We start from the raw sequence: 25419 nt of genomic DNA, 5'->3' as shown, positions 1-25419 counted from the left end.
CCTCCCCCACGGCGCCCGGCCGGCCGCGACAGCGGCGGGCCGGGCGCCGCTGTTCGACGCCGCAGTCGGAGCCCCGACCGCCCGGATCACCGGCGCGCGAGTCGGCGCCCCGACCGCCCGGATCACCGGCGCGCGAGATGGACGGTCAGGTCGGCCGCGACCTCGACCGTCTCGGGCAGCACCCGCGTGATCGCCTCGAAGGCCTCCCGCCGCTCCGGAGGCGGCAGTTGGAGGTACGCCGAGACGGTCGACAGGTGACCGAGGTAGTACGGGGCGCTCACGCGCAAGCGCCGCCGGATGACGGACTGCCGGACGTCACGGAACAGCCGGGACCGCTCCAACTCCGTGCCCGGCCACTGCAGTTCCTCCTCGGGAGCGGTCCCGTCCGGAGACGGGACGTCGTCGCTCTCCAGGAACGGCGCCCGGGCCGCCCGCACGGCTTCCTCGACGGCCGGGTCGGCCAGCCGGAACGGCCCGCCGAAGTTGGCGAACACGCCGCCCGGCTCCAGCAGCGCGGCCACCCGCGACCACCGGCCCTCCGGGCGCGTCCAGTGCAGGGCCGCCGCCGCGTAGACCAGCCCGTACGTCCCGCCCGGCCGCAGGTCCTCGAACGCGGCCCGGACGGTCCGCACGTTCGGGGGCGCCGTTCTGCGCAGTTCGGCGAGCATGGCCGCGTCGGGCTCCGTCGCCGTGACGTCGACCCCGTGCCCGGCGAACAGCCGGGTCGCCTTGCCGGTGCCCGCACCGATCTCCAGGGCCGTCCGCACCGGCCGGCCCGCGTACGCCGCCACCGTGCCGAAGAGTTCGTCGGGGTACCCCGGCCGGAAACGTTCGTAGGCTTCGGCGATCGCGCCGAAGCTCAGTGCGCGAGCAGACATGCCGAGCATCCTGACACGCCGCGGCGGGCCGCGCCCGGGTTCTCCCCCGCCGCACCGCGCCCGGAGGAGTGGTACGGGTCCGGAATCAGCCGGTTGTCGGTAATGAACGATTGTGTTCCCTACACCTCGGGGATACTGCCGGTGTCAGTGGACGGACCCGCCCCTCACCGTCGTTCGCTCCCGAGCCATTGGGGGACCTGCCATGGTCACCTCGCGCGCCCTGGCCCCGGCGCCGCCCGCACCCGCACGCCGCGGCCAGCACCCGGGGACAGCCCTCACCGTCATCGCGGCCACGCAGCTCATGGTGGTCCTCGACGTCACGATCGTGAACATCGCCCTGCCGCACATCCAGCAGGCGCTGAGGTTCAACACCACCGACCTGTCCTGGGTCGTCAACGCCTACACCCTCACCTTCGGCGGGCTCCTGCTGCTGGGCGGGCGGATGGGCGACATCCTCGGGCGCCGACGCGTGTTCGTCGCCGGGGTCCTGATCTTCAGCCTCGCCTCACTGCTCGGCGGCGTCGCGCAGTCCTCCGGCTGGCTGCTGGCCGCGCGCGCACTCCAGGGCCTGGGCGCGGCGATCGCCTCGCCGACCGCGCTCGCCCTGATCGCGACCAACTTCCCGGAGGGCCCGGCCCGCAACCGCGCCTTCGGCGTGTACTCGGCCGTCGCCGGGGCGGGCGGCGCCGTCGGCCTGCTCGCCGGCGGGATCCTGACCTCCTGGCTGTCCTGGCGGTGGGTGCTGTTCGTCAACGTGCCGATCGGCATCGCGATCGCGCTGCTGGCGCCGCTCTACATCAACGAGTCCGAGCGGCACCCCGGACGCTTCGACCTGACCGGCGCGTTCGCCGCCACCGCGGGCATGGTCTCGCTGGTCTTCGGCTTCATCCGGGCCTCCGACCACGGCTGGACCGACTCCGTGACGCTCACCTCGTTCGGCCTCGCCGCGCTGCTGCTGGCGGCCTTCCTGTTCCACGAGCGGCGGGCGCCGCAGCCGATCACCCCGCTGCACCTGTTCCGCGACCGCAACCGCTCCGGCGCCTACGGGCTGCTGCTCTGCGTGGCCGCGACCATGTTCAGCATCTTCTTCTTCATGACCCTGTTCGTGCAGGACGTCCTCGGGCTCAGCCCGCTGCGGGCCGGCTTCGCCTTCCTGCCGATCAGCGCCGCGAGCGTCGTCGCCGCCCAGTTCGCCGCCCGCAACCAGCTGCGGTACGGGCGCAGGCCGTTCCTGGTGGTGGGCTCGCTGCTGGTGGCGGGCGGGGCGTTCTGGGCCACCCGGCTCGACGCCCACAGCGGCTACCTGACCGGGGTCCTCGGCCCGACCCTGCTGTTCGGCCTCGGGATGGGCTCGATCTTCGTCCCGGCCACGCTGACGGTGGTCTCCCGGGTCGCCCCGCACGAGACCGGTGCGGCCACCGGCATGCTCAACACCACCCAGCAGGTCGGCGGCTCGCTGGGGCTGTCGATCCTGGTCACGGTCTACGGCACGGCCAGTCGCAACGAGGCCGGCCGGCAGGTCGGCGCGTTCCTGCGGCAGGCCACCCCGCAGCAGGCGGCCCAGTTCCGGGCCACCGGGAAGCTGCCGGCGCCGTACTCCTCCGAGGTGCTGGTGCACGGCATCTCCAGGGCGTTCGACATGGGCCTGGCCTTCGCCGTGCTCGCGGCGCTGATCGCCCTGTTCGTCATCAGGGCCGACCGGGAGGCGCCGCCCGTCAGCCCTTCGGGGGACGTCACTTGACAGGGCGTCCGGGCATCGCCGACAGTCCATCTTGCAATGGTTTTCATCTTCGATAACCAGACTCCGCGAAAGAGGACACCCATGTCGCTCGACGTCTCCCCCGCCCTCCTCGCCCAGGCCGAGCACGGCCGGGTCAACCAGGCCGACTTCCTCGACACCGTCCGCGCCTCCCTCCCCTACGCCTACCAGGTCGTCGCCGGGCTCAGCACCGAACTCAGCGCCACCGAGGACGAGTTCACCACCGACAACACCACGCCCACCGACGAGGAGCGCGCCCAGCTGCTGCGCGCGCTCGCCAGCAACGCCATCCGCGGCAGCCTGGAGGACCACTTCGGCGTCAAGCTCGCCTTCGTCAACTGCCACCGCGTCGGCGCCTTCCGCCCCGGCACCGAGGACGGCGACGCCTACCGCGAGTTCACCTCGCTGCACAACCAGATCCGCAACCAGAGCCCGGAGCTGCGCAGCTGCTGACCCTCCCGGAGGCGCGGCGGGCCCCCGTCGGGGGAGGGGGCCCGCCGCGCCCCGTACCGGGTCGGTGTTGAGGCGGGATTGCGCCGTGTTGCGCGCGGATGTCCGATCCCGCGCCGATCTTGTGGGGACGCGAGCCGCCTGCGTACGTTCGACGGGCACCGCCCGCCCGGCCCTCCCGGGGCCGCCTCACACCACCCGGAGCCACCCACCATGTCGCCGACCCCACGACCGCTGCGGAAACTCGGCTTCCTGACCATCGGACTGTTCGACGAGGCCGACCCGCGCCGGGGCCACGAGTCCACCCTCGACCTCATCACCCTCGGCGAGCAGCTCGGCTTCGACAGCGCCTGGCTGCGCCACCGCCACCTCCAGTACGGGATCTCCTCCCCCGTCGCCGTCCTCGCCGCCGCCTCCCAGCGCACCAGCCGCATCCACCTCGGCACCGCCGTCACCCCGCTCGGCTGGGAGAACCCGCTGCGCCTCGCCGAGGACCTCGCCACCGTCGACGTCCTGTCCGGCGGCCGCCTCAACCCGGGCTTCAGCGTCGGCCCGCCCACCCACTACGACCGGGTCCGCGGCGCGCTCCACCCCGACACCGGCGAGCACGAGGACTTCGGGACCGGCCGCGCCGAGCGCCTCCTCCGCCTCGTCCGCGGCGAACCCGCCTCCGACTTCGCCGGCACCGAGGGCATCGAGGTGTACTCCCGCCGGGTCCAGCCGCACTCCCCCGGCCTCGCCTCCCGGCTCTGGTACGGCGCCGGCAGCCTGCGCTCCGCCCGCTGGGCCGGCGAGCACGGGCTCAACCTGCTCACCAGCAGCATCGTCAAGACCGAGGGGGAGTCCGAGGACTTCGCCGAGATCCAGCGCACCCAGATCCGCGCCTTCCGCGCCCAGCACCCCGACGGCGAGCGCGCCCGCGTCTCCCAGGGCCTCGTCGTCATCCCCACCGACAGCGCCGGCCCCGAACAGCGCGCCAAGTACCAGGCGTACGCCCTCGCCCGCACCCCCCGCACCCTCGCCCCGCAGGGCCCGGCCCGGATGGTGTTCGCGCCCGACCTGGTCGGCCCGTCCGAGGAGATCGCCGAGCGGCTGCGCGCCCACGCCGGCTACCAGGAGGTCGACGAGGTCGCCTTCGCCCTGCCCTTCACCTTCGACCACCAGGACTACGTGCAGATCCTCACCGACCTCGCCACCCGCCTCGGCCCCGCCCTCGGCTGGCGGCCCTCGACCGGGCGCGGCTGACCCGGCGACCGGTCGGACGGCCGACGTCGGCGCGCCGGGCGGGCACTGGCCAGATGACTAAGCGCTTGCTTAGACTCGGGCGTCCAGTGCAGGCCCGCACGCCCCCAGGAGACGTCATGACCGCGACCAACCGTCAGATCCGCCTCGCCCGTCGGCCGGTCGGGGAGGTGCGGGCGGAGGACTGGGCACACGGGTCGGAGCCGGTGGGGGCGCCCGGGCCGGGGCAGTTCGTGGGGCGGACGCGGTACGTGTCGCTGGACCCGGCGATGCGCGGGTGGCTGGACGACCGGCCGTCCTACCTGCCGCCGGTCGGGCTGGGCGAGGTGATGCGGGCCGGCTCCGTGGTCGAGGTCGTCGAGTCCGACCACCCGAAGTTCCGTGTCGGCGACCACCTGGTCGGCAGCTTCGGCGTCCAGGAGTACGTGGTCTCGGACGGCAAGGGCGCGCTGAAGGTCGACCCCGCGCTCGCGCCGCTGTCGACGTACCTCGGCGCGCTCGGCATGCCCGGGATGACCGCCTACTTCGGGCTGCTGGACGTCGGGGCGCTCAAGGAGGGCGAGACCGTGGTGGTCTCGGGCGCCGCCGGGGCCGTCGGCAGCCTGGTCGGGCAGATCGCCAGGATCAAGGGCTGCCGGGTGGTCGGCATCGCGGGCGGCCCCGAGAAGTGCGCGCTGCTCACCGGGGAACTGGGTTTCGACGCGGCGATCGACTACCGCTCCGAGGACGTCCGCAAGGCGCTGCGCGACCACGCGCCCGACGGCATCGACGTGTACTTCGACAACGTCGGCGGGGACGTCCTGGACGCCGCGCTCACCCGGCTCGCGATGCACGCCCGGGTGGTGCTCTGCGGGGCGATCAGCCAGTACAACAACGAGACCGCCGTCCAGGGCCCGTCCAACTACCTGTCACTGCTGGTGCGGCGGGCCCGGATGGAGGGCTTCGTGGTGTTCGACTACGCGCGCCGCTACCCGGAGGCGGCCCGGGAGCTCGCGGGCTGGATCGCGGACGGCCGGATCAAGGTCAAGGAGCACGTGGTGGAGGGGACGGTGGACGACTTCCCGGCGGTCCTCGGGATGCTCTTCCGCGGGGAGAACACCGGCAAGCTGGTGCTGCGGCTGAGCTGATCCCGGCCCGGTGCGGCGGCGACGGGACGTCCGCCGCCGCACCGGGAGCGCTCAGAGCAGGCGCTTGATCTCGCCGCGTGCCCGGTAGAAGCCGCCCGAGGCGGACTCCCGCACCTCGGCGACCAGGTACCGCGCCCCGGCGACCCGGATGTCCTTCGGGAACTGCACCCGCCGGCCCTGGTCGAAGCCCGCCGACACCACCCGCACCCGCAGCCGGGCGCCGTCCTGCACGCACTCGACCTCGATCCCGCCGCCGGGCAGGCCGCCGGTGCCGACGACCACCGTCTCCAGGGCCGTGCCCGGCCGCACCGCCTCCCAGCCGGCGTCGCGCACCTCGGCGGTGGCCGGCAGGGTGCCGCCCTCGGCCGCCCGGACGGCCTGCTCGCTCGCGTCCAGGCAGGCGAGGGAGCCGTCGGTGGTCACCAGGTAGAGCCGGCCGTCCCGGTACTGCATGCTGTACGCCGAGCCGCAGCCGGTGGCGAGCTTCCACAGCCGGGTGCCGTCGGCGGCGAAGCAGTACACCGAGGAGTGGTTGTCCCCGGCGAAGACGTACTCGCCGTCCGGGGAGGCCGCGCAGGAGAACACGGCGGCGTCGCAGCGGTACGCGGCGACCTCGGAGCCGTCGGACTTGCGCAGCCGGTGCACCCAGCCGCGCCCGGTGCCGGCGAACACCTCGTCGGCCTCCTGCCAGCCGAACAGCACCTCGCCCTTCGTCGCGGTGTGCCACAGCTGGTCGCCGCCGCGCGCCGCGTAGCGGGCGACGCCGCGCGAGTGGCCGTGGTAGACGCCGTCCGCGTCGCAGCGCACCATCCAGCCGGAGCGGCCCTCGGCCTTACGGCGCCACTGGAACTCGTCCTCGTGGTCGACGGTGGTCAGCCCGCCGCGTTCGTCGGCGACGCCGAGGACGCCGTCGTGGATGTCGAGCCAGAAGATGTCCACGTCCTCGGCTATCTCGTACGCCACCCGGGGGACCTTGCCGCCCAGGTCGTACACCTTGCCGTCGTCGCAGCCCGCGTAGATCCACCAGTCGTCGGCGACGATGCACTTGACGCCGTCCGGCAGGCCGAACCGGGCGGTGACCTCGCCGTCGTGGGTGAGGGTGTAGACGTCGCCGCGCTCGTTGCCGACCCAGGCGTGCTCCTCGCCGACGAAGACGCCGAAGGCCGGCGAGCCGGAGCGGAACCGCCACAGCAGCGGCGCCTGGTTCGCCGTCGAACGGGTGCTGACGAGCTGCCGCCTGGTCACCGCCCGGCGCTGGCGCACGCCCTGGACGGCCGGCGCGTAGCCCTTGCGGACCTTCTCGCCGATCTTCTTGGCCGCCGACGCGGCGGCCTTCTCGGCGCTCGGGAAGCTGGTCGACTTGGCCTGCCCCTCCTCGCCGATCCGCCCGTAGCGGACCGTCACCGTACTGCCGGCGAGCCGCACCTCGTAGAACTTGTGCGCGCTCCCCTCCTCCTCGGACAGTTCGAGGTAGGTGACCTGCTCTTCCACGGCGACGGACACGACGAAGTCCCCTTTCGGGTTTTCGGGCAACGGAGACGGGTGGCGAGGCGGGGCCTGTTCGCGGCCCCGCTCACCGACAACACCCAACCTAAGGCGCGGCACTGACAGCACGCCCCACGGGGCCCTCCCGGAACCTCGCCTCCCACTTGTCGCCTCACGAACCATTCTTCCGCCGTACATCTGGTCGTCGCCCGCCGCGCACGGTAGGGATCGGGTGGCGTTGCTAGAACCGCAGCGCCCGAACTTTCTTGTCCGTGTTCAGACCGCCGGGCCACCAGCCCGAGCGGCCGTCAGGAGGAAGCTCATGCGGAGTACCCAGCGAGTCCGGCGCAGAGCGATAGCGGGGGCGTCCACCGCAGCCGTGGTGGGGGCGCTGCTGGCGCTGCCCGGCGGCGTCGCCCAGGCGGCGTCACCCGACGTGGTGATCAGCCAGGTGTACGGCGGGGGCGGCAACTCCGGTGCCCCGTACGCCAACGACTTCATCGAGCTGTACAACCGCGGCACCGCGCCGGTGTCCGTCACCGGCTGGACGGTGCAGTACGCCTCGGCGGGCGGCACGTCCTGGGGCCGGACGACGCTGTCCGGCACCATCGCGCCCGGGCGTTTCCTCCTGGTGCAGGAGGCCGCCGGGGCCGGAACGGGCGCGGCGCTGCCGACGCCGGACGCCACCGGGACCCTCAACCTGGCCGCGACCTCCGGCAAGGTCGCGCTGGTCACCAACGGCACCGCGCTGACCTGCGGTTCGGGCTGCGCGACGCAGCCCGGGGTGAAGGACCTGGTCGGCTACGGATCGAGCGCCAGCTCCGCCGAGGGCTCGCCGACCGGCAACCTGTCCAACTCCACCGCCGCCCTGCGCGTCGGCGGCGGCGCCACCGACACCGACAACAACGCGGCGGACTTCACCATCGGCGCCCCGACGCCGCGCAACTCCGCCTCCACCGGCGGCGGCACCACCACCGGCGCCCGGATCCACGACATCCAGGGCGCGGCCCGCACCTCCCCGCTGGCCGGCAGCGCCGTGAGCGCGGTGCCCGGCGTGGTCACCGCCGTCGGGCCCAACGGCTTCTGGTACCAGGACCCGCAGCCCGACAACGACCCCGGCACCAGCGAGGGCGTCTACGTCTACACCGCCGGCGCCCCCACCGTCGCGGTCGGCGACTCCGTCACGGTGAGCGCCACCGTCAGCCAGTACCGCCCCGGCGGCAGCGGCGGCACCACCAACCTGTCGATCACCGAACTCACCGCGCCCAGCGTCACGGTGCTCGCCCACAACGCGCCGCTGCCCGCGCCCACCCTGGTCGGCCCCGGCGGGCGGGTGCCCCCCGCGGCGGTGATCTCCAGCGTCGCCGGCGGGGACGTCGAGACCGCCGGAAACTACCAACCCGCCACCGACGGCCTGGACTTCTGGGCCTCGCTGGAGGGCATGCGGGTCGAGATCGACGACGCGGCCGTGGTCGGCCCCAGCAACAAGTACGGCGACCTCCCCGTCGTGCCCCAGGGCAGCACCACTCGCACCAACCGGGGCGGCATCCTGCTCCAGGCGAACGACGGCAACCCGGAGCGGGTGACCCTGGCGAACACGCTCGCGCCGACCCCGACCGCCAACGTCGGCGACACCCTGACCGGCGCGACCGTCGGCGTGCTCGACTACTCCTTCGGCAACTTCAAGCTCCAGGTCACCGCGACCCCGGCGGTCACCTCCGGCAACCTCGCCGCCGAGGTCACCGCCGCCCCGACGGCCGGCCAGCTCGCCGCCGCCACCTTCAACGTGGAGAACCTCTCCCCCGCCGACCCGCAGAGCAAGTTCGACGGCCTCGCGGCGGGCATCGTCACCAACCTGCGCTCGCCCGACCTCGTCGCCCTGGAGGAGATCCAGGACAACAGCGGCCCCACCGACGACGGCACCACCGCCCCCGACCAGACCCTCGCCAAGCTCACCGCCGCCATCTCGGCGGCCGGCGGCCCGGCCTACTCCTACCGCCAGATCAACCCGGTGGACGGCCAGGACGGCGGCCAGCCCGGCGGCAACATCCGCCAGGTGTTCCTGTTCCGCACCGACCGCGGCCTGAGCTTCACCGACCGCCCCGGCGCCGGCTCCACCACCGCCGACTCGGTCGTCAACAACGGCGGCACACCCCAACTCGCCTACTCCCCCGGCCGGATCGACCCGACCAACACGGCGTTCAACTCCAGCCGCAAGCCGCTCGCCGGTGAGTTCCGCTGGAACGGCAAGCCGGTCTTCGTGATCGCCAACCACTTCAACTCCAAGGGCGGCGACCAGCCCCTGTTCGGCCGCTACCAGCCGCCCGCGCACCCGTCCGAGACCCAGCGCCACAACCAGGCGACGGTGGTGAAGAACTTCACCGACCAGATCCTGGCGGTGGACCCGAACGCGGCGGTCATCGTGCTCGGCGACCTCAACGACTTCGAGTTCTCGCAGACCGCCGACATCCTCACCGCCGGCGGCTCGCTGACCGACCTGCCGCGCACCCTGCCGCTGCCCGAGCGCTACACCTACGTGTACGAGGGCAACTCCCAGGTGCTGGACCACATCCTCATCTCCGGCGCGCTGGCGGCGAAGCCGTACAGCTACGACGTCGTGCACATCAACAGCGAGTTCAGCACCCAGCTGAGCGACCACGACCCGCAGATCGTGCGGATCCCGCTGCCCTGACGCACGACACCGGCGCGGTGCCGGCCTCCCCCGGACGGGGAGGCCGGCACCGCGTTCGCCGTCCAGCCTCCGGCCACGGCGGCCAGCAGGGCGCGCAGGGCCTCGTCGAATCCTGACGGCCGCCCGCCCCAGGAGCCCTGGGGCGGACCGTGGACGGGACCGCGCCTCAGACCGGCCTCAGGGTCAGCGCGAACTGGGGCAGTGCGAGGAGCAGCACCGCGGTTCCGACCTCGATCCAGCGGTACTTCGCCCGGATGATCGCGCTGGTCCCGGCCAGCGAGGACAACAGCGCCCCCACCGGATCACGGCCCCCGCATTCGAAGGCGCGGCGCAGCCGCTCCACCCCCGCACCCGGCGCGATGTGCCCGAAGTAGGCCGGGCTGGTCGGAGCCTGCCGCTCGCCCTTCCGGTACCGGGGGACGAGGGCGGCCACGAAGCAGGCGACGGCCAGCAGCGCGCTCGCCACCGCGCTCCACCACAGGAACGGCACCGCCCAGGCCCGGGGCCCGGATCCGCCGCCGCTCCCACCCCCACCCCCACCCCCGCCCAGCGGGATGAACACCCCGAGGACCGCGCCGGTGAACGCCAGGAACACGGCGGCCTTGGCGTCGGCCCGGGTGAGCTCCATGCTGTTGGCGGTCACCAGGCGCTCGATCGCCGCCACCGCCGACGGGCTCGGGGCGGCGTCCGGTGCGGCGGTAGAAGCGGCGTCCGGTGCGGTCGGCGCCCGGCCGCCGGGTATGCCGGCGGCGGTCACACCGGGCTCCCGTTCGCCACGCCGCCCGCCCAGCCGTTGGCCTGCGAGCGGATCTTGACGAACTCCGGCCCGGCGCCCTGCGGCCCGGGGCCGGGCACCCGCCGTCCGAGCGCGATGAGGCGGTCGCGCAGCATCCGGGACAGCTCCTGCCGCTCCTGCTCGCTCAACTTGCCCAGCATCAGCGCCAGTTGGTCCTGCCAGGTGGTCTCACCCCGGAGCAGTTCGGCATGGCCGACCGCCCAGTCCAGGACCTCCCGGACCTGGTCCGGATGTCTGGCCAGCCAGAGCGCCGCGAGCGACACCGGGCCCTCCTGAACGGCCCGGCGGCAGAACGCGTACTCGTCCTCGCTCTTGTCCATCCAGTTGTAGGGCACATCGGCCCCGTCCGGCTCCCCGAGCCGCAGTTCGGCGTCGTGCTCCCGGGCGGACACGTCCGTGACGCGGTAGCCGAGGCCGCAGTGCGGCAGGAGGTGGGGCGTCGCGAGGTAGTGCATCAGCTCGGCCTCGGTCAGCCCGTGCCCGGCGGTGGCGAACTGCTCCTTGAGCTGACGCAGACGCTGTTCGAGGTCCTTGCGGACCGGCAACCAGCCCCGCACGGTCCGCGCCCGCACGGCGTTCACGGCGTCGTGCACCCACCACAGGACGTGGACGTCCACCGACTTCGTGCCGTACGGGGTCGACAGGCCGACCGCCCGGGTCCCGGACCGCTCGTCCAACTCGACCAGGTACGCCTCGTCGAATCCGCGCAGGCCGGCCCGGACGGCCACCGGGCCCTCCAGGTCCGGGTCCTCGTCGGCGCGGGCGCGGCGGCGGTGCCCCACCTGGTGGTAGAGCCCGTCCCGGTCCAGCAGGACGAGCGCGCGGTCGCGCCGCCCGGACCAGCGGTGGCGCAGGATCTCCCGCCACGGCGCCTGGGTGGCGCGGGCGTAGACGGGCGGGTCGCTGTCGGCGGTCATCGGGCTCCTCCATCGGCGGGGGCGGGACGGTACGGCCGCGGTTCGCCCCGGCGCCAGGCGTCCAGGGCGTGCTGGGCGATGTGCCGTCCGGCCAGGTCGGGGTTGTCGTCAGCGTCGATCTCGACGAACAGGCGCATTTCACCGAGGCTCATCTCCTGGGCGAGCGCGGTCAGCAGCGTTTCCACGGCGGCGCGCAGCGGTTCGTTCCAGACCGCCGAGGCGCACCAGGAGAGCAGTGCGCTGCGGGTCTCGCCGAAGAGGTCGTCGTCGTTGAGCGAGAGCCGGATGAAGGTGATCACGGTGTCGGTGAACTCGCCGACGGTGATCAACTGGGCCTGGAACCAGGCGCGGTCCCACAGCAGCCGGGGGAAGGTCCGGAGCGCGAGTTCGGCCCCGCGCCCCGGGCGGTCCGTCCAGTCCATCAATTCGCGCAGGACGACCGGCTGGTTACCTGAGGCGAAGAGCTCCCACAACGCCGCGTCGACGGCTGTGGCGACCGCCCTCTCGTCCTCCTCCCGCCCCCGGTAGCACCCCCGCAGCAACGACAGCGCGAGCTCCGGGCGCGACGTCCCGAACTCCTCGCCGCAGGCGTAGGCGACCGTGGACCGCACCTGCCAGCCGACCTCGTGGCTCCAGTTCCTCAGGCGGTACTTGACCTCTCCGGCCAGCACCGGGTCCTGCGCCGCGATGCCCAGCGCGAACGCGGCGGTGCGGCGGCTGCGCTGACGGTCGGACCGGGCCAGCTTGACGATGTCGCGCAGGGCGCGCCGGCCGCCGCCCCAGCCTGCGGCCAGTCCCATCACCCGGCCCAGGGGCGCGGCCAGTTCGGGGTCCGTACCCGGGACGGCGTCCATCCACTCGGTCAGCAGCCCGGACAGCTCGCCGTACTGCCGCCAGACGTGCCGCAGCACCGTCTCGGCCTGGCGGTGCCGGGTGAAGCGCACCGGTTCCACCGTGTAGGTGTAGCGGGAGGTCGCGCGGATCTCGCCGGGCGCGCACTCGGCCCGGACGGTCGCCAGGAGTTCGTCCAGCGACCGCCGGAAGACGAAGCGCGGGTTCGGGCGAGGGGCCTCCCGGCTCACCGCACCGCTCCGGCCGTCGTCACCGCCCGTCGGCAGGACGGCATCGAGACGGCCGTCGGCCAGCTTGAGCAGCCGGTCGGCCTCGTCCCGGACGATCCGGTGGTCGAGTCCTTCGAAGACGCTGGTCGCCAGCAGGAACGCGAGTCCGTCCGGGTCGTCGTGCAGCTTCTTCAACAGGTCGGGAACCTCCTTCTCGGCGAGGAAGCTGAGCCGTCTGCGGAGATCGGAGAGGTCGGGGCCCTCGTCGCCGGCCCTGGCCACCTCGGCGACCAGTTCGGCGACCTGGGCGGGGACCAGTTCCGACGCCAGGAGGTCGTCCAGCCCCGGCCGCAGCCGCTCCAGCAGGTGCCGGCGCCGGTCGGGGTCGGGGACCGCGGCCTTCAGACGGGTTTCGAAGACCGCGCCGGGCGGCGGGGGCACGCAGCGCACCGGGGTGAGGTCCAGGTCGCGGGCGAGGCGGCGGAGCAGGTCCGGGTCGTGCGGCAGCATGACCACCATGCGCGCCTTCGCGTCCGCCAGCAGGCGGCGGAGGTTGGCGACCACCGCCGGGCCGAGCCGGAGGGTGGGCAGCAGGCCGTGCACCAGGTACCCGCGGGCCTCGGTGTCGCGGGGGCGCCAGGTGGACAGGTCCTCGTCGCTGTCGAGCGCGCGCAGCCTCATGCTGTGCCCGCTGTGCCGGGACAGCAGGTTGAGGGCCGCGGTGCGGCGCCCGGTGCCGGGCTCGCCCGCCAGGAACAGCAGGCCGGTGTCCAACTCCTCCAGTGCCGACGGGAACCACTCGGGCTGGGCGAAGCCGGCCCGCGCGTCCAGGATCTCCAGTGCGGAGATCGGGCCTTCGTGCGCCTCCACGTGCGGGCCGCCCGGGGCGGACGTCGCGCCGGTGTTCTCGACGCGCTGGCCCCCGTGCACCGCGCCGGTGTTGATGTTGCCGTTCGGCGCGTAGATGACCTGCGGCCCACCGGGGGCCGCCCAGCGGCCGAGCCGGCTGAGGAACTCCCGGTCGGGGTCGGCGAAGTCGTCGGGGTCGGCGAAGTCGTCGGCGTCGTCCGGGTCCGGATGTCCGGAGGCGGTCTCGTCCCGGTCGGGCGCCGGGTCGCCGGGGCGGTCGCCGGACGGGCCGCCGCCGGATGCGCCGTCGACGGCGGACTGGTCCTCGGCGCTCACCGGCGGCGGTCCTTCTTGTCGCCGTGGAAGGTGTCGCCCTGGTTGCCGTGGACCGCACCGGCCTTGTGGCCCGCCACGTAGTCGCCCCCGAAGGAGTCGCCGCGCACGAGGTCGCGCCCGGCGTAGTCGCCGCGCACCTTGGTGACCTGCTGGTCACCCTCCACGTTGGTGACGTGCTGGCTACCGTGCACCGTACCGTTGTTGATGTTTCCGCGGTCGGCCTGGTAGCTCACAGGCCCGCCTCCCGTCCGGCCGCCGTCCGCCTGCCCGGCCGCCGGCTCCACCGCCGCGGCCTGCGCCCGCTCGTGCTCCGCGACCACGGCGTCGCCCAGGATGCGGCGGTCGTAGAGGTTCCCCGAGGGCGCGGGCACGTACAGCCAGGCCCGCTGGTCGAACCGCTTGCCCTCGACGGTGGCCGGCACCTCGATGAAGTGGTCGGGGTGGCGGCCGGTGAATCCACCCGCCACCGCGTCGTCGTAGCAGCGGTCGGACAGGATGGCGGCGACCTGGGTGATGCTCTCGTTGGAGGCGGCCAGCATGGCCTTCACCGGGCGGGAGTCGAGCAGGCGGTGGGTGTCGTTGCGGGGCGTGCCGTTGCCGTCGAACTCGCCGCCGGAGTCGGGCAGCGGACCGATGTGGAGGCTGACCCGCAGCCGGATCCGTACCGTCCCGACCGAGTGCACGTTGAACTCGGTCAGCACCTCCTGGAGGGTGTGCAGCCACGGGTGGATCAGGAACGGCATCCAGGCCGGGTCGAAGCCGAAGACGTAGCCGTCGCCGGTGGAGGCGGGGAACCGGCGTCCGTGCCAGACCTCGGCGAGTCCGGCGCGCTCGAAGGACCACTGGAGGACCTTCGGGACGGCCTGGCTGATCATGCCGTGCTCGATGGCCGGGTAGCCGGTGAAGTCCTTGGCGTCGACGGCCACGATGCCCCGGTACGGCGGCAGTCGGCGGCTCCGGCTGTAGGGCAGGGCGCTGGCCTCGGGCATCGGCTGGTCGGACTGCGACATCTGTGCTCCTTGTGGTTCCCGTGCGGACCGTGTGCCCCAAGCTTCGCGAGCGCGCGCCGTGCGGTGTGCTCGCTCAGTGCGGAAACCCGGTGACGCCCGTCACACGAACTGACGTGTCATCAGTCGCGCGGGCCTCCCTCCGAGCGGGCCGGCGCCGCGTCAGTCACGGCGCCCCGCGGGCCGCCCGCCGGAGGGCGGACAGGTCGCCGATGACGATGGACTTCCGTCCGGCGTGAACCTGGTGGGAGCCGAGTTCGGCCAGACCCGCGGTGACGGTGTTCCGGGACACCCCGAGGTGCTGGGCCAGTTCGTCGCGGGTCAGGGCGAGTTCTGTGCGCCGCCCCGGCGGCCCCGCCGGGCCTTCCGGGCCCGCGGAGACGTCGGCCAGCGCGGCCAGGGCGGCCGCCAGCCGGGCCGCGATGTCGCCGCCGCTGCGGGCGAGGTCCGACTCCCGGAGCCTGCCCATGGCGTAGCGGACCATCACCGGGAACAGGTCCCGGTCCGTGACGAACCGCAGGAAAGCGGCCTTGGTGAGGACCGCGACCGTGCAGTCCGAGATCGCCTGGACGCTCGCCGAACGGACGCCGTCGTCCAACACGGCGACCTCGCCGAGCAGTTCGCCGGGGCCGCGGAACGCCAGCAGTCTGACGTCCCCGGCGCGCTCCCGTCGGGTCACCTTCGCCACCCCGCTCAGCAGGGCGAGCACATGCGTTCCGGGCTCCGCCTGGCGCAGCAGGGTGGCGCCGATCGGATGCCGGCGCTCGAAGGCCTCCGCCAGCATGCTCTTCCAGGTCTCTTCACCCATGAGTCGGCACAGGGTCTGGCCCAGGGGGTCCGCCGTTCGGCCGTGATCGTTCATGCGCCGACCTTAGGAGGCGCGACGGCGGGTGCGCAGACGGATCCGGTCTCCCGCCGGAATTTCCCTTGGGCCGTCCGTCCGGGGCCGGCGCAGGGGCGTGCCGTAGCACGAACTCGTGTTTCGGAACGGGGAATTGGCGAAGAAACCCTTCGCATGAGCGAATCCGGGGCGGGTTGGCGGCGCGCGCGGGGCGGGGCGAGAAGCCTGGTGGCGGGACGGCGGCCGGCCGGGGCTGAGACTGGCGTGCGAGATGTCCGGCATGTCCGGCACGGCAGGACAAGTCGGCTGTACAGCTGGATTCTTGAACTTCCGTCAGGATTGTCCTGAACTTGGCTATGCTGCATCACCATGCCTCCGGCGCCGGCCGTCGCCCGTCCCCGTACTGTTCCGATCGTTTGAGGATGCCGAGAATGCTTCGAGCTGGATCATCGCCCGCCAGGCGGCCGTCCGCGCCCCTGCTCGGGTGGCTGCTGCCCACCGCCGTGATGGCGGCGGCCGTGGCGGCCGCAGCGGCGGTGGTGTCCGCCGGGGTCCGTGCGGAGGTGCTCTGGTGCGGGGCGACGGGCACCGTGCTGGTGGCCGTGGTGGCGGCCGAGTCGGCCCGCCGGGGGCGTGCGCTGGCCGCGTTGCGGGAGCAGCACGCCCGGCAGGTCGGCGAGTTGCAGCGGCGGCTGGCCGGCCAGGAGGCCGAGGCGGTGCGGCTGGCCAAGGAGGAACTGCCGAGGCTGGTGGCCCGGGTCCGCTACGGCGCGTCGATGGACAGCCTGGCCCGGTCGTACCAGGTGCGCGATCCGCTGGCCGCGCCGAAGTTCCGGGGCGCGCTGGAGTCGGTGGTGCGCGGGATCATCGTCGCCGTCGACGACGAGGTGAACCGGCGCGACTCCGCCGAGCGGGCCTTCGTCAACATCGCCCGCCGGGTGCAGGCGATCATCCACCGGCAGGCCAAGGACCTGCGCGAGATGGAGGACCGGCACGGAAACGACCCGGCGGTCTTCGACGACCTGCTGCGCCTGGACCACGGCAACGCGCTGACCGGCCGCCTCGCCGACAGCATCGCCGTCCTGTCCGGCGCCCGCCCCGGCCGCCAGTGGACCAGGCCGGTGGCGCTCTACAGCGTGCTGCGCGGCGGCATGTCGCGCATCCTGGAGTACCAGCGGGTGGACCTGCACCCGGTGGCCCAGGTGTCGGTGATCGGACCGGCCGTCGAGCCGCTGATCCACGCCGTCTCCGAACTGCTCGACAACGCCACCCGCTACTCGCCGCCGCACACCCATGTGCACCTGAGCGCCGCCGAGGTGCAGAGCGGCATAGCGATCGAGATCGAGGACGGCGGCCTCGGCCTGACCGACGAGGCCCGGATCCGCGCCGAGCGCAGCCTGCGCGAGGCCCAGGTCTCCAAGGACCTGGACGACCTCACCGAGTCGCCCCGGCTGGGCTTCGCGGTGGTCGGCCGGCTGTGCCAGGCGTACGGCTTCCAGATCTCGCTGCGCCGCTCCGCCTACGGCGGCGTCCGGGTCGTGCTGGTGGTGCCGCAGGAGTTGGTCACCACCGCGCCCCCGACCGGGCGGGCGCACGGGATCGGCGCGTTCTCCGGCCCCCGGCCGCTCCCGGCGAACCCCCCGAAGTCGGCCGCTCCGTCGCGGCCGTGGGGGGCGCGGACGGCGACGACCGGCATGACGGGGCCGTCCGTCGGATCGTCCTTCGGGGCTTCCGGTCCGTGGGCGCCGAGCGGGCCCGGCCCGGGGGACGACGAGGTGGTGGTCACCGAGCGCGCCGCGAACGGCCTGCCGCAGCGGCGGCGGCGCCCGCCCACCCCCCGGGCGGGCTACCCCGGATCGGGCCGGACCGCCGGACAGTACGGCAACCCGGCCTCGGGGCCCGCCGCGGGCCCCGCCCCGGGGACGGGAGGGCGTCACGCCAAGGAGCCGGTACAGCCCGGCCTCTGGCTGGAAGCGTTCACCGAGGGGATCAACGGCCATGGGCCGGCCGCGAGTTCGGCCGGTCAGACCAATGAAGAGACGGCAGGGAAAGGCGAGCAGTGATTCCGCACCGCAGCAACATGGACTGGATCCTCAAGGACCTCGCGGACAGCGTGCCGTACATCCGCCACATCGTCGTACTCTCCGGCGACGGCCTCCGGATCGCCCAGCACGGCACCGATCCGGACACCGCCGACCGGCTCGCCGCCGCGTGCGCCGGGCTGCAGAGCCTGGCCGCGGCGGTGGGGCAGGAGTTCCCGCACGGCGACGGCTCGATGCGGCTGGTGGTGATCGAGGTGGACGGCGGCTTCTTCTACCTGATGGCGGCCGCCTCCCGCGCGTACCTCGCGGTGCTCGCCGACGAGGGGGTCGACGCCGGACTGGTGGGCCAGCAGATGCGCGACCTGGTCGCCCGGATCGGCGAGCACCTGGCCACTCCCCCGCGCAACCCCGAGGTGGTCGCGTGAACCGGCCGGAGCGCCGGCCCGGTCCCGGACCCGGTCCCGACCGCGGCAGGGACCGCGACAGGAACCTGGACCGCGACCGCCTGACCCGGCATCGCGGAGCGGGCACATGAACGAGCACAGCGAGGCGGGCACATGACGACGGCCGACCAGGACGGGTGGGACGGCCCCGACCCCGCCCGCCTGTACGTGATCACCCGAGGCCGCAGCGGCCCGGCCGGACCGGGCGTCTTCGACCTGGTCACCCTGATCGTCTCCCGCGCGGAGCCGACGCCCACCATGCAGCCCGAGCACGCGGCCATCCTGCGGCTGTGCCGCTCGCCGCTCTCGGTGGCGGAGGTCTCCGCCTACCTCGAACTGCCCACCAGCGTCGTCACCGTGCTGCTGGCGGACCTGCTCGACGACGGGCGGATCGAGGCCCGCGCCGCCGTCCCCAAGGCGGAACTTCCCGACCGTGCCCTGTTGGAGGCGGTGATCCATGGACTTCAAAGGCTCTGACACGGTGGTCGGACCGGCCGCCTCGGACCTGCTGCCGGACTCCGTCGCGATGGCGGTCAAGGTGGTGATCGTGGGCGGCTTCGGCGTCGGCAAGACGACGCTGGTCGGCTCGGTCAGCGAGATCCGCCCGCTGACCACCGAGGAGACCATGACCCAGGCCGGGGTCGGCGTGGACGACCCCACCGGGGTCGAACGCAAGACCTCCACCACGGTGGCGATGGACTTCGGCCGGATCAGCATCAGCGACCGGCTCGTGCTGTACGTGTTCGGCACCCCCGGGCAGGAGAGGTTCTGGTTCCTCTGGAACGGCCTGTTCGAGGGCGCCCTGGGCGCGGTGGTGCTGGTGGACACCCGCCGGCTGGAGGTCAGCTTCGAGGTGATCGGGCGGCTGGAGGACCGCGGCGTGCCCTTCGTGGTGGCCGTCAACGACTTCCCGGAGGCTCCGGCGCACCCGGTCGACGAGCTGCGAGCCGCCCTCGACCTGCCGCCCGAGGTGCCGATCGTGGCCTGCGACGCGCGCAGCCGCGAGTCCAGCCGGGACACCCTGATGACCCTGATGCGGTACCTGTACGAGCTCGCGGCCCCGACCGCCCGCTGACCGACCGCCCGCTGACCGGCCACTCGTGCGCGCCCGCCCGCGCGCCCCGTCATCCGACCGCCCGAACCCCTCGTCCGCCTCACCGACCCCACCCGACCCCGGAGAGCCCGTGAGCACCCCGTTCCCCGACGACGCCGCCCCCACCCCGCCGCCCGGCTGCCCGGCCCACGGGCACGCCCTCGAACCGTTCGGCCCCGGCGGCGTCCGGCGCCTGTACGGGCCGGAGGCCGAGGCCGACCCGGCGGGCCTGTACGAGAAGCTGCGCGCCGAACACGGCGAGGTGGCCCCGGTCCTGCTGCACGGGGACCTCCCGGCCTGGCTGATCCTCGGCCACGGCGCGAACATCACCGCGATGCGCTCGCCGTCCCTGTTCTCCCGCGACTCCCGCCTCTGGTCGGCGTTCCGCGACGGCGAAGTCCCGATGGACTCCCCGCTGATGCCGGTGATCGCCTGGCAGCCGCTGTGCGTGTTCGCGGACGGCGAGGAGCACCGGCGGCTGCGCGGCGCCGTGCTGGACGGTCTGAACCGCTTCGACCGGCGCGGCGTGCGCCGCCACGTCCGGCGGTTCACCACCGAGCTGGTCCAGGTGGTCGGGCAGACCGGCCGGGCCGAGCTGGTCACCCAGTTCGCCGAGCACCTGCCGATGCTCGTCATGACCCAGTTGCTCGGCATGCCCGACGAGTACGGACCGCAGCTGGTGAACGCCGCCCGGGATCTCATGAAGGGCACCGAGACGGCCATCGCCAGCAACGAGTACGTGGTGGCGAGCCTCCGCCGGACGATGGCCGCCAAGCGCGAGGACCCTGGCGGCGACCTGGTCACCTGGCTGATGGAGCACCCGGCCGGGCTGACCGACGACGAGGTGATGGAGCACCTGCGGGTGGTGCTGCTCGCCGCGAACGAGACCACCGTCAACCTGATCGCGGACACCCTGAAGATGGTGCTCACCGACCCCCGGTTCCGCGCCCACCTGTCCGGCGGTCAGATGACCCTGGGCGAGGCGCTGGACCAGGTGCTGTGGGACTCCCCGCCGATGTCGCTGGTGGCCGGCCGCTGGGCGACCGTCGACACCGAGCTGGGCGGGCAGCAGATCAGGGCCGGCGACCTGCTGCTGCTCGGACTCGCGGCCGGCAACGTCGACCCGGTCGTCCGACCCGACCTGGCCACCCCGCTGTACGGCAACCGCTCCCACCTCTCCTTCGGCGCCGGCCCGCACGAGTGCCCCGGCCAGGACATCGGGCGCTCCGTCGCCGAGGCCGGGATCGACATCCTGCTGACCCTCCTGCCGGACCTTCGGCTCGCCGTGCCGGAGGAGGAGCTGACCTGGACCTCCGCCTGGATCTCCCGGCACCTGGTGGAGCTGCCGGTGGAGTTCACCCCGCGCGAGATCGAGCCGCACCCCGACTCCAAGCCGGTCGACGCCCCGGACCCGGCGGCCGTCACCGTTCCCGAACCCACGCCGGCGGTAGCGGAGGCGGTGGAGGAGAAAGCGGAGAAGGAGGCGGAGAAGGAGGCGGAGGCACCGGCCGCCGTACGGATCCCGGCGCAACGGCGCGGCTGGTGGCGGACGTTGACCGGCCTGTTCCGGCGCTGACGGCCCGCCTCTGACGACAGTCGGTGCGGGGGGGCCGCTACAGGGTGAAGGTGTCGACCGGGGTGAGGTCCCCGTGCGGGCCGTCGAAGGTGTAGTACGTCACGCGCATCACCGGCACGGCGGCGGGCATGCGTCGGCCCCGGCGGGGGTCGGGGGCTCCGCCGGGGCCGGGCGCAGGGAGTACGGGCACGGGGCCCGGGGGGGTCAGGCGCCGGGGATCAGGGGCACTGCTTCCAGGCGAGGTGGTAGACGGTGTTGATGCTGCCGTCCGTCGAGTCCATGGTCATGAAGCTGGTGGTGCTGTTCGGGTCCGAGCTGCCGGCGCCGACCCGCAGTTCGGTGTTGATGTTGAAGTTGCGCTCCTCGCCGCAGGGGGCGAAGACCAGGGCGGCGACGTCGACGGTGTCGGTCGCCTGCCAGTTGTCGTCCTTGGGGCCGCTGAAGTGGTGGCTCAACTGGGCGGTCGCCGGGTCGCCCTGGAAGTAGTAGCTGGCCTGCTGGGTGCCGGTCGCACCCTTCTCCAGGTGGGCGTAGCCGCGGTAGTCGGCGGAGGCGATCGCGTAGGTGAAGCCCTGGGGGACGTGCACCCGCAGGTTGAGCTGACAGTTCTTCCGGAAGTCGGTCGGCTTCGAGCCGACACCCACCTGGGCGAGGTAGCTGCTGTAGGTCACGGTGAAGGCGGTGTTGTCCGGGGAGACGGCCACGGCGGCCGTACCCGCCGGGCAGCCGGAGCCGTTGACGGTCGCGACGTCGATGACGATCCGATCCGGCGGCGTCGGGAGCGCGCCGGCGCCGAGGGCCGGCGAGGCGAACAGGGTTGCGGCGATTCCGGTCGTGGCCAGTACACGGAGCAGCATGGGCTTCCCCTTCGATCGTCCACGGAGCCGGGGCCGGCGCGGTCACGTTCCGAGTGCGGTGACGTTCCGAGCGCGGTGACGTTCCGAGCGCCTTGACGCTTCGAGCGCGGCCCCGAAATTGACATGGCTATGTCACCACACTCGGGGTGCCCGCGTACAGGGGGTGACGCGCCTCCCGGGTGACCTGCGGGCGTGGGTCCGGCGGTCCGTCGACGGGGCCTCGCATAGTCGGATGGCCAGTCACACCTTCCGATCGTGAGACGAGCCGACGATGTTGCTGCCCCACCGCCGGACCGCCACCGCGGCCCTCGCCCTGTTCCTCGCCCTCCCGGGCTGCGGCGCCCCGGACACCGCCCCGCCGCCCGCCGCCACGGCGACCCCCACCGCGACCGGACCGCGACCGTTCACCCTGGTCGCCACCGGGGACGTCCTGCCGCACACCGAGATCATCCAGCAGGCCGAGGAGGACGCCGGCGGGAGCGGATACGACTTCAGCGCCATGCTCGCCGGCATCAGACCCCTGGTCAGCGGCGCCGACCTGGCCATCTGCCACATGGAGACGGTCTACGGCGCCGACGGCGGACCGTACACCGGCTACCCGACCTTCAAGTCCCCGCCGCAGGTCGCCCGGGCCCTCAAGGACGCGGGTTACACCTCCTGCGACACCGCCTCCAACCACACCCTCGACGACGGCCCCGCCGGAATCCGACGCACCCTCGACGCCATGGACGCCGTCGGCCTCGCCCACACCGGCTCCGCCCGGAGGGCCGACGAGGCAGGCCGGCCCGCCCTGCTCCGGGCCGGCGGCGCCACCGTCGCCCACCTCGCCTACACCTACGGGACCAATGACATCGCGCTGCCCGAGGGCCGGCCCTGGGCGGTCAACCTGATCGACCGGGACCGGATCCTCGCCGACGCACGCGCCGCCCGGGCGGGCGGCGCCGACCTCGTGGTGGTCAGCGTCCACTGGGGCACCGAGTGGCAGGACGCGCCGGACGAGCAGCAGCTCACCCTCGCCCGCGAGTTGGCCGTCGAACCGGCTCCCGGACAGCCCGACATCGACCTGATCCTCGGCACCCACGCCCACATCCCGCAGGCCTACGAGAAGGTCGGCGACACCTGGACGGTCTACGGCCTCGGCGACCAGCTCGCCGGGCACATGTTCACCTACGACGGCGCCGAGGACCCGCGCGGCAACTGGAGTTCCCTCGCCCGTTTCACCGTCACCCCGCCCGCCGCTCCGGGGCTGCGCTGGACGGTGAGCCGCGCCGAGTTCGTCCCGCAGATCACCGACCTCGGCCCGCCCTACCGGGTGCTCGACCTGCGAGAGGCCGTCCGCCGCGCCCCCGGCCGCGCCGACTACGCCCGCGCCCTGGAGCACATCCGCTCGGCGGTGCTCAGCCGGGGCGCGGGCGCGGCGGGGCTCACCATGGCGCCGTGAAGCCGTGAAGCCATGAAGCCGTAAAGCCGTAGAGCGGTTAATCCGTAGAGCAGTTGAGCGGAGAGGCCGTTACGGCTTGCGGCCCAGCCCCGCGTAGGCCGCCACCTCGTCGTCGCCGAGCACCGGGCCCTCGTCCAGCTCCGGGTGCCAGCGGTTGATCAGCACGACGCCCGGGTCGTCCAGTTCCAGCCCGGCGAAGAAGCGCTCGACGCCCGCGCGGGGGCGCAGGTGGTTCTCGATGCCGGCCTCCGAGTAGCGGCGGGAGCCGATCGCGACCAGGTCGGGAATCGAGTCGGCGGTGCCGGCGGTCAGCGCGAGGAAGCTGCCGGAGGGCAGGGCGTCGACCAGCTCGCGGACCGGCGGGTGCGCGGCCTCGTCGGAGAGGAAGTGCACGATGTTGATCAGCGTCAGCGCGATCGGCCGGTCGAGGTCCAGGGTGGCGGCCACCGCGGGATCGGCGAGGAATCTCTCCGGCTCGCGCAGGTCGCCCTCGACGTAGGCGGTGCGGCCCTCGGGGGTGCTGGTGAGCAGCGCGCGCGAGTGGGCGAGCACGATCGGGTCGTTGTCGACGTACACCACCCGGCAGGACGGGTCGACGGCCTGGACGACCTCGTGCAGGTTGGGCGTCGTGGGGATGCCGGTGCCGACGTCCAGGAACTGGCGGACGCCGTGCACCTCGACCAGCCGGCGGACCATCCGGTGCATCACCGCGCGGGCCGCGACGGTGGCGGTGCGCGAGCCGGGCCACTCCCCCAGGATGCGGTCGCCGACCTCGCGGTCCACCGGGAAGTTGGTCTTGCCGCCGAGCAGGTAGTCGTAGACCCGGGCCGGGTGCGCGCGGTCGGTGCGCAGGTCCACCTGCGGCGCCTCCTCGAACCGGACCCCGGTCAGCCAGCCGTCCGGACCGCTGTTCTCCATGTCTTGCCCTTCCGCACGTTCGTTCCCGTCCCACTCAACCACAGGACATGATCGAACGTCAGCCACTTTGGGACGGTACCCGACCGCCGCGCGCCTTGACCGCGGGAGCCCCCACGGCGGCGGCGAAGGACGGCACCCGCAGGGCGGTGACGAGGCCGAGCGCGGGGCCCAGCGTGCAGAGGGTGACGTAGCCGGGGATCAGGCCGAGGTGGTGGTGGTCGTTCAGCCACTCGGCGAGCAACGGGAAGGAACCGCCGAAGACGGCGATGGTGGCCGCGTTGACCACGCCCAGGCCGAGGGCGCGGACCTCCGTCGGGAACAGCAGGCCGGTGAAGACGTTGAGCGTCCCGAGCACCGTCGCCACCAGCATCCCCAGCAGCACGGCGACGAGCTGGAACGGCAGCCAGCCCTGCCGCAGCCCGATCAGCAGCACCGGGACCAGCAGCACCGGCAGCGCGAACCCGGCCCGGGCCACCGGCAGCAGGCCGAACCGGTCGGCGGCGGCGCCGCTGAGCAGCATGGTGGCCAGCACCACCGCGAGCACCACGGTCATGAAGGAGGTCGCCACCTCCCGGTCGACCACCCCGTAGGCGGCGGCGTACTGCGGCAGGTAGACCAGGGCGAAGTAGTAACCGACCGTCCCGCCCAGGGTGTTGAGGAAGACGGTGAGCACCGCCCAGCGGTGCTCGCGCAGCACCCGCAGGAACGGCGGGCGCGCGCCCGTCGACTCCGCCCGGGCGCGACGGAACTCCGCACTCTCCGGGGCCGCCCGGCGCACCCAGACGGCGGCCAGCCCGAGCAGCGCCGCGACCACGAAGGCCCAGCGCCAACCGCCGTCGGTCACACCGGACTTGCCGAGGGTGTGCAGCAGCAGCGCGAGCACCCCGTAGGAGAGCAGCGAGCCGACGATGATCCCGCCGTAGGAGACCGAGCTGAACGCGAAGCGGTGCCGGGGCGGGGCCGTCTCGGTCACGTACGCGGCGACGCTGGGCGCCTCCCCGCCGAAGGCCAGCCCCTGCACCACCCGCGCGGCGACGGCCAGCACCGCCGCCCAGGCGCCGATCGTCCGCTGGTCCGGCAGCACGGCGATGCCGAGGCTGGCGGCGGCGATCACGGACATGCCGAGGGTCAGGGCGAAGCGCCGCCCCCGGGTGTCGCTGAGCCGCCCGATCAGGTACGAGCCGACCGGCCGGGCGACGAACCCGACCGCGAAGGTCGCGTACGCCCCGAGCAGGCCGCTGACCCCGCCCTTGCCGTGCCCGAAGAGGTCCGCCGCGAAGTACGGGGCGAGGACGGCGTAGATGTTCCAGTCGAAGGACTCGACCACCGAGCCCACCGTGGCGGCGGCCAACTCCCGTCGCCGCCGGCCGGCTTGCGGCTCCTCGCACGGCGGGGTGGTTCCGGTCCGATCTGTCATGGCCTCAGCATGGCACCGATCGGGGTGCCGCGGTATCGGACGCGGCGAGGTCCGCCGCCCCCGGCTGCCCGGCGCCACCGGCCGGGGTGGTGGACGAAGCGGTGGGCCTCACGGTCCGGTTCGATGGCACGTCGGCGGCGCGGCACTCGCGGGCCCCCGGTTCGCGCCGGGGGCCTGGAGCGTGGACAGCCG

Annotated in this window: 21 protein-coding genes; 11 read left to right on the top strand and 10 right to left on the bottom strand. The window is 73.5% G+C overall.

Annotated elements, in window-relative coordinates:
• Positions 1-122 precede the first annotated feature (122 nt).
• A complete protein-coding gene (locus ABT015_RS28785; RefSeq protein WP_502897417.1) occupies positions 123-878 on the bottom strand; it encodes a class I SAM-dependent methyltransferase in 756 nt (251 codons plus the stop codon).
• 202 nt (positions 879-1080) lie between these two features.
• On the opposite strand from ABT015_RS28785, the gene ABT015_RS28780 reads away from it, so the two are divergent.
• The 4 genes from ABT015_RS28780 (at position 1081) to ABT015_RS28765 (ending at position 5456) form a co-directional block, all read left to right on the top strand.
• Entirely contained in the window at positions 1081-2619 is a 1539-nt protein-coding gene (locus ABT015_RS28780) for an MFS transporter (protein WP_350884126.1), read from the top strand.
• Positions 2620-2700: 81 nt separating this feature from the next.
• On the top strand, positions 2701-3090 hold the full coding sequence (locus tag ABT015_RS28775; RefSeq protein WP_063345914.1) for an SCO5389 family protein: 390 nt from the start codon (positions 2701-2703) through the stop codon (positions 3088-3090).
• A 210-nt stretch (positions 3091-3300) separates the two neighbouring features.
• The gene (locus tag ABT015_RS28770; protein WP_350884123.1) at positions 3301-4332 is read left to right on the top strand and encodes an LLM class flavin-dependent oxidoreductase; all 1032 of its coding nucleotides are present in this window, start codon (positions 3301-3303) and stop codon (positions 4330-4332) included.
• 116 nt (positions 4333-4448) lie between these two features.
• A complete protein-coding gene (locus tag ABT015_RS28765; RefSeq protein WP_350884121.1) occupies positions 4449-5456 on the top strand; it encodes an NADP-dependent oxidoreductase in 1008 nt (335 codons plus the stop codon).
• A gap of 51 nt (positions 5457-5507) precedes the next feature.
• Here the strand turns inward: ABT015_RS28765 and ABT015_RS28760 are convergent, their stop codons facing one another.
• On the bottom strand, positions 5508-6959 hold the full coding sequence (locus tag ABT015_RS28760) for a WGR domain-containing protein (RefSeq protein WP_350884119.1): 1452 nt from the start codon (positions 6957-6959) through the stop codon (positions 5508-5510).
• A gap of 304 nt (positions 6960-7263) precedes the next feature.
• Here ABT015_RS28760 and ABT015_RS28755 point away from each other — a divergent pair, with 304 nt between their 5' ends.
• Complete coding sequence (locus ABT015_RS28755) at positions 7264-9633, top strand: DUF8508 domain-containing protein (RefSeq protein WP_350884117.1); 2370 nt, start codon at positions 7264-7266, stop codon at positions 9631-9633.
• 166 nt (positions 9634-9799) lie between these two features.
• Here the strand turns inward: ABT015_RS28755 and ABT015_RS28750 are convergent, their stop codons facing one another.
• From ABT015_RS28750 to ABT015_RS28730, 5 genes are all read right to left on the bottom strand, one after another.
• A complete protein-coding gene (locus ABT015_RS28750; protein ID WP_350884115.1) occupies positions 9800-10390 on the bottom strand; it encodes a Pycsar system effector family protein in 591 nt (196 codons plus the stop codon).
• Complete coding sequence (locus ABT015_RS28745; protein WP_350884114.1) at positions 10387-11346, bottom strand: hypothetical protein; 960 nt, start codon at positions 11344-11346, stop codon at positions 10387-10389. Before ABT015_RS28745 ends, ABT015_RS28750 begins: the two co-directional genes overlap by 4 nt.
• Positions 11343-13592: a hypothetical protein gene (locus tag ABT015_RS28740; protein ID WP_350884112.1), complete on the bottom strand. Its 2250-nt coding sequence runs from the start codon at positions 13590-13592 to the stop codon at positions 11343-11345. The genes ABT015_RS28745 and ABT015_RS28740 overlap by 4 nt, the downstream gene beginning before the upstream one ends.
• Positions 13589-14602, bottom strand: a complete 1014-nt coding sequence (locus ABT015_RS28735) for a hypothetical protein (protein ID WP_350884110.1) — start codon at positions 14600-14602, stop codon at positions 13589-13591. The genes ABT015_RS28740 and ABT015_RS28735 overlap by 4 nt, the downstream gene beginning before the upstream one ends.
• 163 nt (positions 14603-14765) lie before the next feature.
• The gene (locus ABT015_RS28730) at positions 14766-15461 is read right to left on the bottom strand and encodes a Crp/Fnr family transcriptional regulator (RefSeq protein WP_350884108.1); all 696 of its coding nucleotides are present in this window, start codon (positions 15459-15461) and stop codon (positions 14766-14768) included.
• Between the two features lie 410 nt (positions 15462-15871).
• On the opposite strand from ABT015_RS28730, the gene ABT015_RS28725 reads away from it, so the two are divergent.
• The 5 genes from ABT015_RS28725 (at position 15872) to ABT015_RS28705 (ending at position 20594) form a co-directional block, all read left to right on the top strand.
• A complete protein-coding gene (locus ABT015_RS28725) occupies positions 15872-17503 on the top strand; it encodes an ATP-binding protein (RefSeq protein WP_350884106.1) in 1632 nt (543 codons plus the stop codon).
• A 17-nt stretch (positions 17504-17520) separates the two neighbouring features.
• On the top strand, positions 17521-17907 hold the full coding sequence (locus ABT015_RS28720) for a roadblock/LC7 domain-containing protein (protein WP_208869028.1): 387 nt from the start codon (positions 17521-17523) through the stop codon (positions 17905-17907).
• Positions 17908-18039: 132 nt separating this feature from the next.
• On the top strand, positions 18040-18402 hold the full coding sequence (locus ABT015_RS28715) for a DUF742 domain-containing protein (protein ID WP_063345928.1): 363 nt from the start codon (positions 18040-18042) through the stop codon (positions 18400-18402).
• Entirely contained in the window at positions 18383-19000 is a 618-nt protein-coding gene (locus tag ABT015_RS28710; protein ID WP_350884103.1) for a GTP-binding protein, read from the top strand. The genes ABT015_RS28715 and ABT015_RS28710 overlap by 20 nt, the downstream gene beginning before the upstream one ends.
• Before the next feature lie 109 nt (positions 19001-19109).
• Positions 19110-20594, top strand: a complete 1485-nt coding sequence (locus tag ABT015_RS28705) for a cytochrome P450 family protein (RefSeq protein ID WP_350884101.1) — start codon at positions 19110-19112, stop codon at positions 20592-20594.
• 218 nt (positions 20595-20812) lie between these two features.
• Here the strand turns inward: ABT015_RS28705 and ABT015_RS28700 are convergent, their stop codons facing one another.
• Positions 20813-21451 (bottom strand): DUF4360 domain-containing protein, encoded by a 639-nt coding sequence (locus ABT015_RS28700; protein ID WP_350884099.1) that lies wholly within the window; start codon positions 21449-21451, stop codon positions 20813-20815.
• Between the two features lie 271 nt (positions 21452-21722).
• On the opposite strand from ABT015_RS28700, the gene ABT015_RS28695 reads away from it, so the two are divergent.
• Positions 21723-22892: a CapA family protein gene (locus tag ABT015_RS28695; protein WP_350884097.1), complete on the top strand. Its 1170-nt coding sequence runs from the start codon at positions 21723-21725 to the stop codon at positions 22890-22892.
• A 69-nt stretch (positions 22893-22961) separates the two neighbouring features.
• Here the strand turns inward: ABT015_RS28695 and ABT015_RS28690 are convergent, their stop codons facing one another.
• Positions 22962-23810: an SAM-dependent methyltransferase gene (locus ABT015_RS28690; protein WP_350884095.1), complete on the bottom strand. Its 849-nt coding sequence runs from the start codon at positions 23808-23810 to the stop codon at positions 22962-22964.
• Between the two features lie 58 nt (positions 23811-23868).
• Positions 23869-25227 carry an MFS transporter gene (locus tag ABT015_RS28685; RefSeq protein ID WP_350884092.1) on the bottom strand — a complete coding sequence of 453 codons (1359 nt, stop codon included), beginning with the start codon at positions 25225-25227 and terminating at the stop codon, positions 23869-23871.
• Positions 25228-25419: the final 192 nt, after the last annotated feature.

The sequence above is a fragment of the Kitasatospora sp. NPDC094016 genome (genome assembly GCF_040304045.1).
Lineage (GTDB): Bacteria > Actinomycetota > Actinomycetes > Streptomycetales > Streptomycetaceae > Kitasatospora.
Note: the sequence above shows the minus strand (reverse complement) of the source record. Positions and strands in the feature narration are given on the sequence as shown.

Coding starts and splice junctions, on each gene's coding strand:
- ABT015_RS28785 (WP_502897417.1), bottom strand. CDS start 878: ATGTCTGCTCGCGCACTGAGCTTCGGCGCGATCGCCGAAGCCTACGAA.
- ABT015_RS28775 (WP_063345914.1), top strand. CDS start 2,701: ATGTCGCTCGACGTCTCCCCCGCCCTCCTCGCCCAGGCCGAGCACGGC.
- ABT015_RS28715 (WP_063345928.1), top strand. CDS start 18,040: ATGACGACGGCCGACCAGGACGGGTGGGACGGCCCCGACCCCGCCCGC.
- ABT015_RS28735 (WP_350884110.1), bottom strand. CDS start 14,602: ATGTCGCAGTCCGACCAGCCGATGCCCGAGGCCAGCGCCCTGCCCTAC.
- ABT015_RS28720 (WP_208869028.1), top strand. CDS start 17,521: ATGGACTGGATCCTCAAGGACCTCGCGGACAGCGTGCCGTACATCCGC.
- ABT015_RS28695 (WP_350884097.1), top strand. CDS start 21,723: ATGTTGCTGCCCCACCGCCGGACCGCCACCGCGGCCCTCGCCCTGTTC.
- ABT015_RS28685 (WP_350884092.1), bottom strand. CDS start 25,227: ATGACAGATCGGACCGGAACCACCCCGCCGTGCGAGGAGCCGCAAGCC.
- ABT015_RS28690 (WP_350884095.1), bottom strand. CDS start 23,810: ATGGAGAACAGCGGTCCGGACGGCTGGCTGACCGGGGTCCGGTTCGAG.
- ABT015_RS28765 (WP_350884121.1), top strand. CDS start 4,449: ATGACCGCGACCAACCGTCAGATCCGCCTCGCCCGTCGGCCGGTCGGG.
- ABT015_RS28700 (WP_350884099.1), bottom strand. CDS start 21,451: ATGCTGCTCCGTGTACTGGCCACGACCGGAATCGCCGCAACCCTGTTC.
- ABT015_RS28725 (WP_350884106.1), top strand. CDS start 15,872: ATGCTTCGAGCTGGATCATCGCCCGCCAGGCGGCCGTCCGCGCCCCTG.
- ABT015_RS28780 (WP_350884126.1), top strand. CDS start 1,081: ATGGTCACCTCGCGCGCCCTGGCCCCGGCGCCGCCCGCACCCGCACGC.
- ABT015_RS28770 (WP_350884123.1), top strand. CDS start 3,301: ATGTCGCCGACCCCACGACCGCTGCGGAAACTCGGCTTCCTGACCATC.
- ABT015_RS28745 (WP_350884114.1), bottom strand. CDS start 11,346: ATGACCGCCGACAGCGACCCGCCCGTCTACGCCCGCGCCACCCAGGCG.
- ABT015_RS28730 (WP_350884108.1), bottom strand. CDS start 15,461: ATGAACGATCACGGCCGAACGGCGGACCCCCTGGGCCAGACCCTGTGC.
- ABT015_RS28710 (WP_350884103.1), top strand. CDS start 18,383: ATGGACTTCAAAGGCTCTGACACGGTGGTCGGACCGGCCGCCTCGGAC.
- ABT015_RS28755 (WP_350884117.1), top strand. CDS start 7,264: ATGCGGAGTACCCAGCGAGTCCGGCGCAGAGCGATAGCGGGGGCGTCC.